The following is a 14733-nucleotide window of genomic DNA, read 5'->3' on the forward strand; positions in this document are numbered from 1 at the left end:
CTTATTCCGTCAGGACCCAGGTGTCCTTGACCCCGCCGCCCTGCGACGAGTTCACGACGAGCGACCCTTCGCGCAGAGCGACGCGTGTCAGCCCGCCCGGCACCAGCTCGACCCGATCGCCGCAAAGACAAAAGGGCCGCAAATCGACATGGCGCGGGGCAAGCCCCTCGTCCACGAATGTCGGGCTGGTCGAAAGTGCCAGTGTCGGCTGGGCGATATAATTCCCGGGATTGGCCTTTATGAGTTCGCCGAAATGCGCGATTTCCTCCTTGCTGGCCTTGGGTCCGATCAGCATGCCGTACCCCCCCGAGCCGTGAACCTCCTTGACCACCAGATCCTTGAGGTTCGCCATGACGTATTTGTAGTCATCTTCCTTCCAAAGCGTCCAGGTCTGGACGTTCTGCAGCAAGGGCTCCTCGCCAAGGTAGAAGCGCACCATCTCGGGCACATAGGTGTAGATCGCCTTGTCATCCGCGACACCCGCCCCCGGGGCCGAGGCAATCGCCACGCCGCCCGAGCGGTATACATCCATGAGCCCTGGAACACCCAGCATCGAATCCTTGCGAAAGCACAGCGGGTCAAGGAACGGATCGTCGATGCGGCGGTAGATCACATCCACCCGCTTTGCCCCCTGGGTCGTGCGCATGTAGACAAATCCGCCATCGACGAACAGGTCGCTGCCCTCGACCAGTTCGACGCCCATCAGGTTGGCAAGGAAGCTGTGCTCGTAATAGGCGCTGTTGAAATGGCCGGGCGTCAGCACCACCACCGTCGGCGCTCCCTCACATTTGGCCGGCGCGACCGAGGCCAGGGTGCGGCGCAGCAACTCGGGATACTGGTCAACCGGCTCGATGCGGTTATGGCGAAAAAGGCCCGGGAACATGCGCATCATGATCTCGCGGTTCTCGAGCATGTAGCTAACCCCCGAAGGAGTGCGGCAGTTGTCCTCGAGCACGAAAAACTCGTCCCGTCCGGTGCGAACGATATCGATGCCGACGATATGGGAAAAAACGCCGCGTGGCGGGACGAAGCCGACCACGGATTTCTCGAATGCTTCGTTCTGATAGACGAGCTTTGCGGGAATGCGGCCCGCCCGGATGATCTCACCGCGCGAATAAACGTCTCGCAGAAAGGCGTTCAGGGCACGAGCCCTTTGCTTGATCCCGCGTTCCAGCTTGCGCCATTCGCTTTGCATGAAGACGCGCGGCATCATGTCGAAGGGAATGAGACGATCAGGGTCGCCGCCCTCTCCGTAGACCGCGAAGGTGATGCCTATTCGCCTGAACAGGCTTTCGGCTTCGGCCTGTTTCATCTGCCGAATGTCATTCGGCATGGTCTGCACCCAATCCGAAAGCATGGCATAGGGGGCACGGACCTGTCCGCTTTCCAACATTTCATTGTAATACATGGTCAACCGGCTTCCTCACCTCTGCCCATGATCTTCGCAATCGAGCCGATACTGTCCATTGGGCCAACAGCGATCTTGTGGCGGAAGTTCCCCGATGAAGAAAGCATGGGCAGAGACTGCCCGAAAAGGCGCCAGCGTCAGATATTGCCAGAATCAGATCACATTATTGATTTATATCAATAATTGATGTTCCCCGCAGCAACAAACGCGGCGAGTTTTTCGGGCAGCCCCGGCTGCCCCCCCTGCTCAATAACGCAACAGTGCCAATCCATTCGGCGCGTGCTTTCAGATATTTCTTTCGATCGGTGAACCGGATTTCATCGGCAGCCCGATATCCGCTAATCAAATCGTAACCCATTGTCGTTTAGAGCTTTCGCAAGATCTCAGGTCCGACGGGTAATCATATGCAACTGACCCTGCTGCCCCATAATGACGGAATAACCATCCGGGTGGACGAAAGACGGCTGGATGCCGCCATTGCAACTGCGTTCAAGGATCGCGTCCGAAACCTGGCCGTGCACGGTGGCAGCCTGGTCACGCTCGATCTCTCACCGGTTGATTTCATGGATAGCTCTGGTCTGGGCGCCGTGATCGCGATCTTCAAGTCGATGCCAGCAGGTCGCCGCTTGGAACTCATAGGGCTTACACCCAATGTCGAACGCGTCTTTCGCCTGACACGGATGGACACGATCATGACGATCCGGCCGGGATCTCCGTGCACCCATCCTGGGCTCTCGACGGAACCCGGCGAATGAGCATTGTGCCGCACCCAGACAGCGATCGCCTGCGCCCGCCCCCGCCCTCGAGAAGCCCGATGCTGCATCGCATATTTCGCGCCGACGCATTGACCGTGCGGCAGGCGCTCGTATTCATGCGCGCAAGGTTCATCGACTGCGCCGAGGATGAGGTAATCGCCCGCCTCGAACTCGCGCTGGCAGAAGTCCTGAACAATATCTGCCAGCACGGCGCCTGCGCCCGATCACGGGAAAGCTCCGACTCCGGCCCCGTAATCCATCTTTGCGTCGTGCGTCATGTCGGCGGGATTGCCTGTGCGGTGACTGATGACGGAAGGCCGCTGCCCCCGGACTGCCTGGGAGAAAGGGTTCTGCCGCTTCCAGCCGACGACCTCGACATCTCCAGCGAGGAAGCCCTGCACCTTTTGCCCGAAGGCGGGTTCGGTTGGTACCTGATCCAGGACCTCGCGACGTCGCTGACCTATTTCCGTGAAGGGGACCGAAACTTCCTTGCCTTCATCATCCCGATCGAAGCCGGGGCAGATCGCAATGCCGAAGGCAAAGTGGGCTAAACCCTCCGCACCTATGCGAGCATGGAAACGCCGGGCGTTCAGTTCAGCCCGAACTGCAGGGGATAGCGACCATCGGTGAATTCGCCGAACATCTCGTCGACCTCCGGATGCTCAAGCGGCTCGCCCGAAACATCTGGCACCAGGTTCTGCTCGGAAACATAGGCAACATAATAGGTCGCCTCGGTTTCAGCATAGAGATGGTAGAATGGCTGATTGCGCGAAGGCCGCGAGTCCTCGGGGATGGATTCGTACCATTCCTCGGTATTGGCGAATTCCGGATCGACATCGAAAACCACACCGCGAAACGGATGTTCGCGGTGCCTCACGACTTGCCCCAGATTGTATTTCGCCCTTTTAGACGGAATCCGCATGATGAATGTTCCTGTTTCGTCGCGCTCAATAGCGCGCGGGGCCGCCACTGTCCACCTTTCGGCTCGGCCCAGGCCCGTTCCGCCAATTCAGTTAAAACCCTGAGCTGCTTGGTCAAACTGCATGTCGAGCATGCTTTCAGGAAGCACGGCCATCCAGATTTAACAACCATGGCGCGAAACCTCAACGTTGCGCCCTGTCCCTGCGCGAAGCCCGCGCAGCCCGCGACCGCACATCGATTCGGTCGGCTCAGCTGGCGATCTGCCCGTGATGGATTGGGACCCTGCCCCGGTCGGCAAGCCGATGCAGACCGTCTTCATCGAAGACGACCGCGCTCAGCGGACCGCCATATGCCGCCCCCGTGTCGATCGCCAGCCTGTTCCCGTAATGTGTGACCTCATCCACGACCGTATGCCCATGAACCACCAGGACGCCATGGTCGGTGCGGTCGTCAAGAAACCCCTGCCTGATCCACAATAGATCCTGTTCGGATTGTTCATGAATCCCAAGACCCGGCCTGATCCCCGCATGGACGATCAGCGCGCCTGGTATCCTGTGCCATAGCGGCAAGTCCTCGATCCAATCCAGATGGGCCGCAGGGACTGCGCGCTGCAGATCCTCGAGAACGTCGCGATGCTCTCGCTCTCCCCGCTCCACCCCGTATGAAGCAAGGGTGGCGCCTGCACCCAGGTTGGCGTGATCCAGCCAGTGACGACCCGAGGCCAGCCCCGGGTCAATCCATTCGGGTTGGCGGATGCAGCGTGGCAGGAAGCGATCGTGATTGCCCTTCAGCACGATCCAAGGCCGACCATCGGCCTGCCCTTGCATCAGGTATTCAAGGACACCGCGTGAATCCGGGCCGCGGTCGATCAGGTCGCCGACATGCACGACCTGCCCGCCACCACCATGCTCGGCAGCGTCACGCGCGATCCTGTCATGCACGGCCCTGAGCAGCCCGAGCTGGCCATGAATATCGCCGATCACATAGTTGCGCGTGCTTGCCCCACCAAGAAAAAGCCCCCGGACGTTACTCCGGGGGCAGTCGGGTTCAAGATCAGATCTCGAAATTGATCGGGCGAACCTGGATGAACTTGCCGGTCGCACGAAGCGCTTCGATCACCTCTGGCTTCAGTTCCTCGTCGAGATAGAGGATCGCGATCGCATCGTCTCCTGCCTTGGTGCGGCCAAGCGTGAAGTTCGCGATGTTCACGCCCAGATCACCAAGCGTCATCCCCAATGCACCGATCACGCCCGGCACGTCCTTGTTACGGGTGTAGAGCATATGCGCGCCGATCTCGGCATCGACATTGATGCCACGGATCTGGATGAAGCGCGGCTTGCCATCGCTGAAGACAGTGCCGGCGATCGAGCGTTCACGCGTCTCGGTGACGACGGTGACCTTGATGTAACCGTCAAAGATCCCGCCCTTGGCTTGGGTGGTCGTCGCGATCTGCACACCGCGCTCGGCGGCCATCACAGGGGCCGAGACCATGTTCACGTCCGGGTTGGTCGCTTTCATCACGCCCGAGATCACCGAGGCATTCAGCGCCTTCAGGTTCATTTCCGCGGCGACGCCGTCGTAAAGCACGTTGATCGCCTTGATCGGCTCATCGGTCATCTGGCCGATGAAGGCACCAAGATGGCCGGCCAGCTTGATCCAGGGGCCCATGACCGCGGCTTCCTCGGCGGTGACCGAGGGCATGTTCAGCGCGTTCTGCACCGCGCCGGTCAGAAGGTAGTCCGACATCTGCTCGGCGACCTGCAGAGCGACGTTTTCCTGCGCCTCGTTGGTCGAGGCGCCCAGATGCGGCGTCACGACCACGTTCGGCAGGCCGAAAAGCGGGCTTTCGGTCGCAGGCTCGGTCGCGAAGACGTCCAGCGCGGCACCGGCGACATGGCCCGATTTCAGCAGTTCGGCCAGCGCTTCCTCGTCGATCAGACCACCACGCGCGGCGTTGACGATGCGGACGCCCTTCTTGGTCTTGGCAAGGTTCTCGCGCGACAGGATATTGCGGGTCTTGTCGGTCAGCGGAACGTGCAGGGTGATGAAATCGGCCTTGGCCAGCATCTCGTCCAGCTCGACCTTTTTCACGCCGAGTTCCAGCGCGCGCTCTTCCGACAGGAAGGGGTCATAGGCCAGGACCTTCATGCGCAGGCCCAGGGCGCGGTCGATCACGATCGAGCCGATATTGCCCGCGCCGATGATGCCAAGAGTCTTGTTGAAGACCTCGACGCCCATGAAACGGTTCTTTTCCCATTTCCCGGCATGGGTCGAAGCCGAGGCCTCGGGCAGTTGGCGCGCCACGGCGAACATCAGCGCAATGGCATGTTCGGCGGTGGTGACGCTGTTGCCGAAGGGCGTGTTCATCACGATCACGCCCTTTTTCGAGGCAGCCGGGATCTCGACGTTATCGACGCCGATGCCGGCGCGGCCGATGACCTTCAGATTGGTCGCGCTTTCCAGCAGCTTCGCGGTCACCTTGGTGGCCGAGCGGATGGCGAGGCCGTCATATTGGCCGATGATCTCGGCCAGCTTTTCCTTGTCCTTGCCGACATCGGGCAGGTAATCCACCTCGACGCCACGGTCGCGGAAGATCTGAACGGCGGTTTCCGAAAGCTTGTCCGAAACGAGAACCTTGGGCATGTCTCAATCCTTTGGATATGCGGGGCCGGGCAGCGACCCACGGGTGCTGCGGCTCATTATCTTTTGTCTTCAGGTGTACCGGCCCCGGGGGATAGCCCCCGGTCCGGTCGATATCAGGCCTCGACGGCCTGCGCTTCGATCTCGGCGTTGAAGGCGTATTCGATCCACGGCATCAGCGCCGCGACATCCGAGGCCTCGACGGTCGAACCGCACCAGATGCGCAGGCCAGCCGGCGCGTCACGATAGGCCCCGGCGTCCAGTGCCACGCCCTCTTTCTCGAGGCGCTTGGCGACGGCCTTGGCGAAAGCCGCCCCGTCCTTGATGCGCGGATCGGTGAATTTCAGGCAGACCGAGGTGGTCGAGGCCGTCGCCGGGTCCTCGGCCAGGTCGGCGATCCAGTCCTTGTCCGCGATGAAATCACGCACGGCAGCCGAGTTCGCGTTGGCGCGGGCTTCCAGGCCCTTCTGACCGCCCAGCGATTGCGCCCATTTCAGCGCCACGAGGTAGTCTTCGACGCAGAGCATCGAGGGCGTATTGATCGTTTCGCCCTTGAAGATGCCCTCGATGAGCTTGCCGCCCTTGGTCATGCGGAAGATCTTGGGCAGCGGCCAGGCCGGAGTGTAGCTTTCCAGACGGGCGACGGCGCGGGGCGACAGGATCAGGACGCCATGCGCGCCCTCGCCGCCTAGAACCTTCTGCCAGCTGAAGGTCACCACATCGAGCTTGTCGAAGGGCAAATCCATCGCGAAAGCGGCCGAGGTCGCGTCGCAGATGGTCAGACCTTCGCGGTCGGCCGGGATCTTGTCGCCATTCGGAACGCGCACGCCCGAAGTCGTGCCGTTCCAGGTGAAGACCACGTCATTGTTGAAATCGACTTCGGCGAAATCGACGATTTCACCATATGGGGCTTTGCGGGTCGTGGCGTCCAGTTTCAGCTGTTTCACGACATCGGTGACCCAGCCTTCGCCAAAGCTTTCCCAGGCCAGCATCTCGACATGGCGCGGGCCAAGCAGCGACCACAGGGCCATTTCGACGGCGCCGGTATCGGATGCCGGAACGATGCCGATGCGGTATTCGGCGGGGACGCCAAGGACTTCACGGGTCAGGTCGATGGCTTCGGCGAGTTTCGATTTGCCGATCGCTGCACGGTGCGAGCGGCCCAGAGGCGCATCAGCAAGCATGTCGAGCGAGAAATTCGGAATCTTCGCGCAGGGGCCCGAAGAGAAGCGCGGATTGACCGGGCGCGCAGCCGGAGCAGTCATGCTCATATGTGTAGCCTTCCAGCTAGATAGCGCCGCGTTGGGGCGGCGTGTCCCGCTGACGGCGATATACCGGGTCCAAGATTCAGGCAAGAATTATTTTCGTGAGCGCTTCGGCGGATTAATTCACGACGCTTGATTGAAGCGGCCGCCCAGTTTGGCTAGTGCTGCGGCAGATTTTCTGGCCCCGGAGACCCCATGTTCACCGTCACCGTCCTTGCCGCCCCGCAACGCGCCAACCTGAGCCGCTCTCTTGTCGAAGAGCTTCGTCGCGATTGGAAAGGGGGACATGTGATCTGGCTGAACGAGGGAATCGCGGCTGAGTTCCCGGTCGAACGGCAACCAGCGAATTTCTGGCAACTCTGGGAAAGCCTGCAAGCCAAGGGCTTTGACCTCGCCATCCAGCCGACACAGGGCCGCCGCAAGTCGGTGCTGCTTGCCGATATGGATTCGACCATGATCGAGCAGGAATGTATCGACGAATTGGCCGATTTCGCGGGCGTCGGCCCGCGCGTGGCCGAAATCACCGCGCTTGCGATGAATGGAGAGCTGAACTTTCACGAGGCGCTGGTCGCTCGCGTGGGTCTGCTGGCCGGACTTGCCGAATCTGTGATTGGCGAGGTGCTTGAAAGCCGCATCACCCTTGCGGCGGGCGGCAAGCAGCTTGTCGCCACGATGCGCGGGCAAGGTGCCTATACAGCGCTGGTGTCCGGCGGCTTTACCGTTTTCACCGGACCTGTTGCATCGGCACTTGGCTTTGACGAGCATCGCGCGAATGAGCTTCTGGCCGACGAAGGTGTTCTGACGGGGCACGTCGGACTGCCGATTCTGGGTCGCGAAGCCAAGATCGAGGCGTTGGAAGGCATCACCGCCAAGCGCGGCCTGTCCCCTTCGGATGCAATCGCCGTGGGTGACGGCGCAAACGATCTTGGCATGCTCCAGCTTGCCGGGATGGGTGTGGCATTGCACGCCAAGCCGGTTGTCGCGGCTCAGGTCGACCTGCGTATCAACCACGGCGACCTGACCGCCCTGCTCTATCTGCAAGGCTACGCGGCCGAGGAATTCGTCAACTGATCGTTAGTCGCGACGGCCGGTTGCGATGGGCCACGTGATCACGAACTTGCGAAGCTTGCCCATCAATGCAAGAAGCGAAGCATGAAAATTCGCTTCAAAGCCCTGTCCGTCCACCTCCTGACTGCTACTGGCGCGATCCTGTCGATGCTTGCTCTGCTGGCCGCTGTCAGCGCAGAGTGGTCGCAAATGTTCTTCTGGCTCGTCATCGCGCTGATCGTCGACGGAATCGACGGTCCCCTGGCGCGTCGCTATGACGTCAAGGTGAACTGGCCAACCTATGATGGGGTCCTGATGGACCTCATCATCGACTATCTCACATATGTCTTCATCCCCGCCTATGCGCTTTTCATGTCCGGGTTGCTGCCGGGCTGGACCGGATGGATCGCGATCATCGCCATCACCTATGGCAGCGTGATCTATTTCGCCGACACCCGGATGAAGACGACGGACTATTCCTTTGCCGGCTTCCCGGCCTGCTGGAACATGGTTGTGCTGGTCTTGTTCGCGCTCAAGCCGAACTTCTGGATCATCCTTTTCGTGGTCGTGGCGCTGGCTGTCGCGATGTTCACGAACGTCAAATTCATCCACCCCGTCCGCACAAGGCGATGGCGCGCGGTTTCGCTGTCCGTCACTGGCGCCTGGGTCGTCTTCGCCGTCTGGGCGGTGATGGTCGACTTCCATCCCGACAGCTTTGCCCGCTGGGGATTGCTGATCACCTCTCTCTGGCTGACCTGCGCCGGTCTTTTGCAGCAATTGACCGAGAAGCGGGCTTGATCCCTTCGGCCTTTGGTTGAAAAGCTGGCCCGGTCACCCCGGCCCAGACGGAGGAAACATGAACGGGAAATTCGCGAAGGCGGCGGCCCTGTCTGCCCTGCTGACCTCTCCTGCGCTTGCCGCGCAGGACAGCATCACGCTGGGTATGGTGCTCGAGCCGCCGAACCTGGATCCCACGGGCGGTGCCGCAGCCGCGATCGACGAGATCGTCTATGCCAACATCTTTGAAGGCCTGACCCGCATCGGGCGGGATGGCAGTGTCCGGCCCGGACTGGCCAAAAGCTGGGATGCCGAGAATGGCGGCAAAAGCTACCTGTTCCACCTGCGCGAGGGCGTGAGCTTCCATGATGGCAACGCGTTTGACGCGCAGGACGTGATTTTTTCGCTGGATCGCGCGCGCGCAGCCGAAAGCACGAACGCGCAGAAGACACTATTCGAGGGCATCGAGAAGGCCGAGGCGGTTGACCCGCTGACCGTGCGCGTCACGCTGAAGGCGCCGGACGGGGGCTTTCCCTTCAAGATGGCCTGGGGCGATGCCGTCATTGTCGATGAGGCCAGCGTCAAGGACATCGCGACCAGCCCCGTCGGCACAGGACCTTTCCGGTTTCAGGACTGGGCGCAGGGCGATCACGTTTCGCTTGTGGCAAACGACCAGTATTGGGGCGAAAAGCCCGCGATCAAGGCCGCAACCTTTCGCTTCATCCCTGACCCGAGCGCCGCATTCGCGGCGATGATGTCCGGCGATGTCGATGCCTTCCCGATCTATCCCGCCCCCGAGACGCTGGCACAACTGCAGGCCGATCCCCGTTTCAAGGTTCTGGTCGGAACGACCGAGGGCGAAACCATCCTGGCGATGAACCATGCTCGCCCGCCTCTGGAGCTGCTGAAAGTTCGCGAAGCCATCGCCCATGCATTGAATCGGCAAGAGATCATCGACGGGGCAATGTTCGGTTATGGCACGCCTATCGGAACGCATTTCGCGCCGCACAATCCGGATTATGTCGACCTGACCGCCGAATCCGCTTACGATCCCGAGCGCTCGAAGGCGCTGTTGGCCGAGGCCGGCGTCAAGGACCTGACCCTTCGCCTTGCACTGCCGCCGCCCCCCTATGCCCGCCGCGGGGGTGAAATCGTGGCCGCCGAATTGCGGGCTGTCGGGATCAACACTCAGATCATCAATATGGAATGGGCGCAGTGGCTTGAGCAGGTCTTCAAGAATGCCGATTACGATCTGACCATCATCAGTCATGTCGAACCGATGGATATCGGCATCTATGCGCGTCCGGGCTACTACTTCAACTACGGAAACCCCGCCTTTGACAAGGTGATGGGCCTGCTGGATGAGGCGACCGAGCCCGGGGAACGCTCGCGTCTGCTTCGTCAGGCGCAGGAGATCCTGGCCGGCACATATGCCAACGGCTTTCTGTTTCAGCTTGCCAAGACAGGGGTTGCCAATGCGCAGATCGAGGGACTTTGGGAAAATGCGCCCATGCCGGCCAATGATCTGAGCGAGGTTCGCTGGACCGAATGACCGCACGGATCGGGTTCCTCCAGCGGCCCCGGCACGTCAGTTCTTGAGCACGATGCAGCGCCCGCCAAATCCGCGTAGTCGGTTGCAGAAGGCATGAGCTTCGGTCTTTGACGAATAGCCGATCTGCGCAGTATAGACCTTGCGCGGCCCGCCAGAAATCTTGCGTCGAACGTAACTGACCCGTTTCCCCCCGAGGATCGGACGAAGCGTCTTGTTCAGGCGCGACACCTGGCTCGTTACCCCCGATTGACTGGGGTGGGTCGCGACAATGACGCCCCAAGGCCAGGGATGATCCATCGTCTTGAATTCGCGCAACTTCCTCGTCCCGGCCAAATCGATGCAGGCCGGAAGGAACGCCCGTTCCTTGTCCAGACGCAGATCGGCCGCCTTCGGTGGGCTGTCGCGCCAGCTTATCGCGGTCAGCCCAGTGATCGCCTGAACGTAATCCTGCGTTTCCCAAGGCAGGCCGCCCCCCTCTGAGAGGAAACGTGAGGCGCGATTTTCGCCTCCGTTATAGGCGACAGCGGCAAGGCCGATATTTCCGAAAGCATCGGTGAGATTGCGCAAATACTGCGCCGAGGCGGCGATTGCCTTGGCGGGATTGAACGGATCGTCCAGCCCTACCATGGCAGCGGTTCCCGGCATGAATTGTGCGATTCCCATCGCACCGACGGGGCTGACGGCACCAGGTTCGAACAGGCTTTCCTTCCACAGGAGACGAGCGAAGAAATGCGGATCGAGTCCGTTGCGTCCCGCCGCGCGCTCAATCGCGGTACAGACGTCGGGCACATAATTCGCAATGGAGATACAATAGAGCCCGTCATCGGTGCATCGGCTTTTGGCCGAAGTCCCGACCGCTCTCAGCCCCTGAAGGGCATCAACAGCCTCATAGGCCGTCGCTGCAGGTGAAGTGGCAAGCGCGGCAAGCAACGCAAGGACAAGACGACGCATTATCAACTCGAAAAACTGCCTCGCCCAAGAAATACCAACAATGCGCCGGTTTTGAAACCTCGGGCTTCTCTCGACGCGGCCGTTGTGCTCAATCGGTCTCGGCGGGCTCAGCCCTGGTCTTCCCGGTCTTAGCTGCCTTCTTCTGGACCTTGGCCTCTGCGCGCTGGCGCGACTTTTCGGCTTTCTTTTCTTCTTTTTCAGCCTGCTTCACGCGCTTCTTTTCGGCCTTCTCGGCTTGTTTCAGAAGCTTGGCCTCGGCCTTGGCAGCACGCTTCTGCTTCTTGGTCTCGCCGTCCACATTTTCCGCCTCGGGAACGGGTTCGGCCTTCACAGAAGCGACGAGGCGCGTCCGTTTTTCGGTGTTGCCGCGCCGGATCGCCTTCGCCAGTTCCTTCTGCACGGCGGCATCGGACACCTGAGACTTCTTGGCGCGCAGCTCGCGCAGCAGCGCCCCCAGGGCCTTGTCGTCGAGAAGTCGCAGGGCCGCGGACTGCGTCTGGTCGATCATTCCCTCAAGATCGTCCGGTGCCGGCTCGGTCTTTGGATTGTCGTCTGTCATCTACAACTCCTAGGGATGGGCATGCAGATATGTCCTGTTTCACGAATGCAGCTTCCGCCGTTCGCGGGCGCCCGGCTCTTGACCAAGCCGAGCACCGTTCGTTTCACAACCGCCCTTACTGGGTGGCGACGGTCGTTGTCGCCGGCACAGCAGGCTCAAGATATCCGTCCGGCGTGGGATTGAGCGGCCCTTCCAGCGCGAGGCTTTCCGAACGCGAGCGGACCTTGACCCTCGTTCCCGTGGGGATTTCGCCATAGAGGTCCATGATGTCCTGGTTGAACATACGAATGCAGCCAGCCGAGGTAGCCTTGCCGATCGAGGACGGGTCCATCGTCCCATGGATGCGATAGAGCGTGTCGCGGCCACCCTGATACAGGTAGAAGGCGCGAGACCCGAGCGGGTTGTCGATGCCCCCCGGCAGGCCATTTCTCAGCGGGCCATACAGATCCGGCATGGTGCGCACCATGTTCGCCGTCGGGGTCCAGCTTGGCCAGGTGGCCTTGCGGTTGATCGTGGCACCGCCCGAAAAGTTCTTGCCGGCCTTCCCGACCGCAACGCCGTAGCGCATGGCCTCACCCGGGGCGATCACATGATAGAGGAACCGCGCATAGGGGTCGACGACGATCGTGCCGGGCGCCTCGGAACCGGCATAGGCGACGCGCTGACGGGTATTGCGATCGTTCAGGTAGGCATTGCGGACAGCATGGATCTCGATCGGTTCACCGCTCGGACCGCTGTCAGTGCGCGCGCCGTAAGCACCGCTGGCAACAGAGGATTGCGTGGGCATTGTCGTCGTGGGCGCACAGGCGGCAAGCCCGAGCCCCAACGCCAGGAAGAGCGGGGCAAATCTCATTGATGTTTTCCCTTCGTTTCGCGGCTGCATTCCTTACGGCGCAGCCGTGGCAGCTGAAATCGTCAAATCATCGCTCGCGCCGAGCAGAGGCGCAATCGGATCAGATTTATCACTAAAGCCCCGCCGCCCCACCGAGCGTCAAGTGCAAGCCTTTGTGAACATGTGAATGAGTGGTTAACTGTTGCGCAAACACTGGCTATCATCCGGTTTTCCGGACTTTTTGACCGTTGCCGGAACCGTTGGGAATGCTGGCGTGTTGTTTGCAAGGATCGCGATATCGCGATGTCACCCACTCGGACAAGGAGCCGGAAATGACAATCACAGCTCTTATTATCACGTTGCTGATCGGCGCCATTGCGGGGTGGCTTGCCGGGCTGATCGTCAAGGGACACGGACAGGACCTGCTGACCAATATCGTCGTGGGCATCGTCGGCGCGATCATCGCGGGGTTCCTGTTTCCCGCACTTGGCCTCGGAATGGCAGCGTCAAGCCCGATTCTCGGCTCCATCATCTATGCGACGATCGGCGCAGTCATCCTGCTGCTGATCCTTAGACTGATCAGGCGCGCCTGAACGACGCTGGCCCCTCCCGGAAGCCGGAAGGGGCCGTTCTGAGGAAACTTGGCAGGTGCTGGTTTCAGGCTTGTGCAGTCTGCATGCCGCCAAGAGCCTTGGCTTTGACACCCTTCATATAACGTGCATAGCCAAGATCGTCCGAAGCAATGTCGGGCTTGCGGCCAGACATCAGATCCGCCAGCAACCGCCCGGAACCTGCCGACATTGTCCACCCCAAGGTGCCGTGACCTGTATTCAGATAAAGGTTCGGGATCGGCGTCGCCCCGACAATTGGCGTGCCGTCCGGCGTCATCGGCCGCAACCCGGTCCAGAACTGCGCCTTGTCCGGGTCCCCGGCCCCCCCGAACAGATCCGTGACGGATTTCGCCAGTGTCGCACGGCGTCGCGGATTGAGGCTCAGGTCGTAGCCGGCAATTTCGGCCAGCCCTCCGACACGAATCCGGTCGCCAAGCCGCGTGATTGCAACCTTGTAGGTTTCATCCATGACAGTGGAAACCGGGGCGCGGCTTTCGTCCTCGATCGGGATCGTCAGCGAATAGCCCTTCAACGGATAGATCGGCAGCTTCAGGCCAAGATGGCGCACCAATTGTGGCGAATGCGGTCCCATGGCAAGCACGTAGCGATCAGCGGTCATGCGGCCCTGATCCGTACGGACTGCGCTGATCCGGCCGCCTTCGGCCTCGATCCCCTCGACGGAAACACCCCAACGGAAGGTGACGCCCAGTGCGCCGGACATTTCGGCAAGGTTGTTCGTGAACTGGAAGCAATCGCCAGTTTCATCACCCGGCAAGCGCAGTCCGCCCACGATCATGTCGGAGGAACGCGCAAGGCCAGGCTCGGCCGCGATGCACCCCTCGCGGTCAAGAACCTCGAAGGGCACGCCATCGGCGCGCAGCACCTCGATATCCTTCCCGGCGCCGTCAAGTTGTTCCTGCTTGCGGAATACCTGGAGCGTGCCCTGCATGCGCTCGTCGTAATGAATACCGGTTTCCGCGCGCAGGTCGGCAAGGCAATCACGGCTGTATTCCGCGATCCGGACCATGCGGCTCTTGTTCACGGCATAGGCCGCGCTGGTACAATTCGCGAGCATCTGGGCAAGCCAGCCCAGACGATGCATGTCCAGCTTGGGCTGAAGGACCAGCGGCGCATGGCGCTGGAACATCCATTTCATCGCCTTGAGCGGAATGCCCGGCGCGGCCCAGGGCGAAGAATAGCCGGGCGAGATCTCGCCGGCATTCGCAAAGCTCGTCTCAAGCGCCGGACCGGGCTGACGGTCGATCACCGTCACCTCATGTCCGGCCTTCGCCAGATACCAGGCCGAGGTGACGCCGATAACGCCAGCTCCCAGAACAATGATCTTCATGTCCGCGCGCCTTTCAGAAGGGATTGTTCGAAGGATAGCGCATTCGGCGGAAAGAAATTCCCGATCT

The 14733-nt window shown here is 61.1% G+C and carries 15 protein-coding genes; 6 read left to right on the forward strand and 9 right to left on the reverse strand.

Annotated elements, in window-relative coordinates; all coding sequences use genetic code 11:
- Window position 1: 1 nt before the first annotated feature.
- Window positions 2-1408, reverse strand: coding sequence for a circularly permuted type 2 ATP-grasp protein (locus RGQ15_RS02085; protein WP_311158558.1), 1407 nt, complete (start codon window positions 1406-1408; stop codon window positions 2-4).
- A gap of 404 nt (window positions 1409-1812) precedes the next feature.
- On the opposite strand from RGQ15_RS02085, the gene RGQ15_RS02090 reads away from it, so the two are divergent.
- The gene (locus tag RGQ15_RS02090; RefSeq protein ID WP_311158560.1) at window positions 1813-2163 is read left to right on the forward strand and encodes an STAS domain-containing protein; all 351 of its coding nucleotides are present in this window, start codon (window positions 1813-1815) and stop codon (window positions 2161-2163) included.
- 59 nt (window positions 2164-2222) lie between these two features.
- Window positions 2223-2714, forward strand: a complete 492-nt coding sequence (locus RGQ15_RS02095) for an ATP-binding protein (protein ID WP_311158561.1) — start codon at window positions 2223-2225, stop codon at window positions 2712-2714.
- 38 nt (window positions 2715-2752) lie between these two features.
- On the opposite strand, the gene hspQ is transcribed toward RGQ15_RS02095, so the two are convergent.
- The 4 genes from hspQ to RGQ15_RS02115 all read right to left on the reverse strand — a co-directional run bounded on the left by hspQ (window position 2753) and on the right by RGQ15_RS02115 (window position 6995).
- Entirely contained in the window at window positions 2753-3085 is a 333-nt protein-coding gene (hspQ, locus tag RGQ15_RS02100; protein WP_311158562.1) for a heat shock protein HspQ, read from the reverse strand.
- 247 nt (window positions 3086-3332) lie between these two features.
- On the reverse strand, window positions 3333-4067 hold the full coding sequence (locus RGQ15_RS02105) for a metallophosphoesterase (protein WP_311158563.1): 735 nt from the start codon (window positions 4065-4067) through the stop codon (window positions 3333-3335).
- Between the two features lie 70 nt (window positions 4068-4137).
- Window positions 4138-5727 carry a phosphoglycerate dehydrogenase gene (gene serA, locus RGQ15_RS02110; protein WP_311158564.1) on the reverse strand — a complete coding sequence of 530 codons (1590 nt, stop codon included), beginning with the start codon at window positions 5725-5727 and terminating at the stop codon, window positions 4138-4140.
- A gap of 113 nt (window positions 5728-5840) precedes the next feature.
- Window positions 5841-6995, reverse strand: a complete 1155-nt coding sequence (locus tag RGQ15_RS02115; RefSeq protein ID WP_311158565.1) for a phosphoserine transaminase — start codon at window positions 6993-6995, stop codon at window positions 5841-5843.
- A 189-nt stretch (window positions 6996-7184) separates the two neighbouring features.
- On the opposite strand from RGQ15_RS02115, the gene serB reads away from it, so the two are divergent.
- The 3 genes from serB (at window position 7185) to RGQ15_RS02130 (ending at window position 10365) form a co-directional block, all read left to right on the forward strand.
- Entirely contained in the window at window positions 7185-8060 is an 876-nt protein-coding gene (gene serB, locus RGQ15_RS02120; protein WP_311158566.1) for a phosphoserine phosphatase SerB, read from the forward strand.
- An 81-nt stretch (window positions 8061-8141) separates the two neighbouring features.
- Window positions 8142-8834 carry a CDP-alcohol phosphatidyltransferase family protein gene (locus tag RGQ15_RS02125; protein ID WP_311158567.1) on the forward strand — a complete coding sequence of 231 codons (693 nt, stop codon included), beginning with the start codon at window positions 8142-8144 and terminating at the stop codon, window positions 8832-8834.
- Window positions 8835-8892: 58 nt separating this feature from the next.
- Window positions 8893-10365, forward strand: a complete 1473-nt coding sequence (locus tag RGQ15_RS02130; protein ID WP_311158568.1) for an ABC transporter substrate-binding protein — start codon at window positions 8893-8895, stop codon at window positions 10363-10365.
- Window positions 10366-10401: 36 nt separating this feature from the next.
- Here the strand turns inward: RGQ15_RS02130 and RGQ15_RS02135 are convergent, their stop codons facing one another.
- From RGQ15_RS02135 to RGQ15_RS02145, 3 genes are all read right to left on the reverse strand, one after another.
- Window positions 10402-11316 carry a lytic transglycosylase domain-containing protein gene (locus RGQ15_RS02135; RefSeq protein WP_311158569.1) on the reverse strand — a complete coding sequence of 305 codons (915 nt, stop codon included), beginning with the start codon at window positions 11314-11316 and terminating at the stop codon, window positions 10402-10404.
- An 88-nt stretch (window positions 11317-11404) separates the two neighbouring features.
- Entirely contained in the window at window positions 11405-11824 is a 420-nt protein-coding gene (locus tag RGQ15_RS02140) for a hypothetical protein (RefSeq protein ID WP_311158570.1), read from the reverse strand.
- A gap of 166 nt (window positions 11825-11990) precedes the next feature.
- Window positions 11991-12728, reverse strand: coding sequence for a L,D-transpeptidase (locus RGQ15_RS02145; RefSeq protein WP_311158571.1), 738 nt, complete (start codon window positions 12726-12728; stop codon window positions 11991-11993).
- Window positions 12729-13039: 311 nt separating this feature from the next.
- On the opposite strand from RGQ15_RS02145, the gene RGQ15_RS02150 reads away from it, so the two are divergent.
- Entirely contained in the window at window positions 13040-13300 is a 261-nt protein-coding gene (locus RGQ15_RS02150; RefSeq protein WP_311158572.1) for a GlsB/YeaQ/YmgE family stress response membrane protein, read from the forward strand.
- A 64-nt stretch (window positions 13301-13364) separates the two neighbouring features.
- Here the strand turns inward: RGQ15_RS02150 and RGQ15_RS02155 are convergent, their stop codons facing one another.
- A complete protein-coding gene (locus tag RGQ15_RS02155; protein WP_409201328.1) occupies window positions 13365-14690 on the reverse strand; it encodes a D-amino acid dehydrogenase in 1326 nt (441 codons plus the stop codon).
- Between the last annotated feature and the right edge of the window lie 43 nt (window positions 14691-14733).

It is taken from the genome of Paracoccus sp. MBLB3053, assembly GCF_031822435.1.
GTDB classification, from domain to species: domain Bacteria; phylum Pseudomonadota; class Alphaproteobacteria; order Rhodobacterales; family Rhodobacteraceae; genus Paracoccus; species Paracoccus aurantius.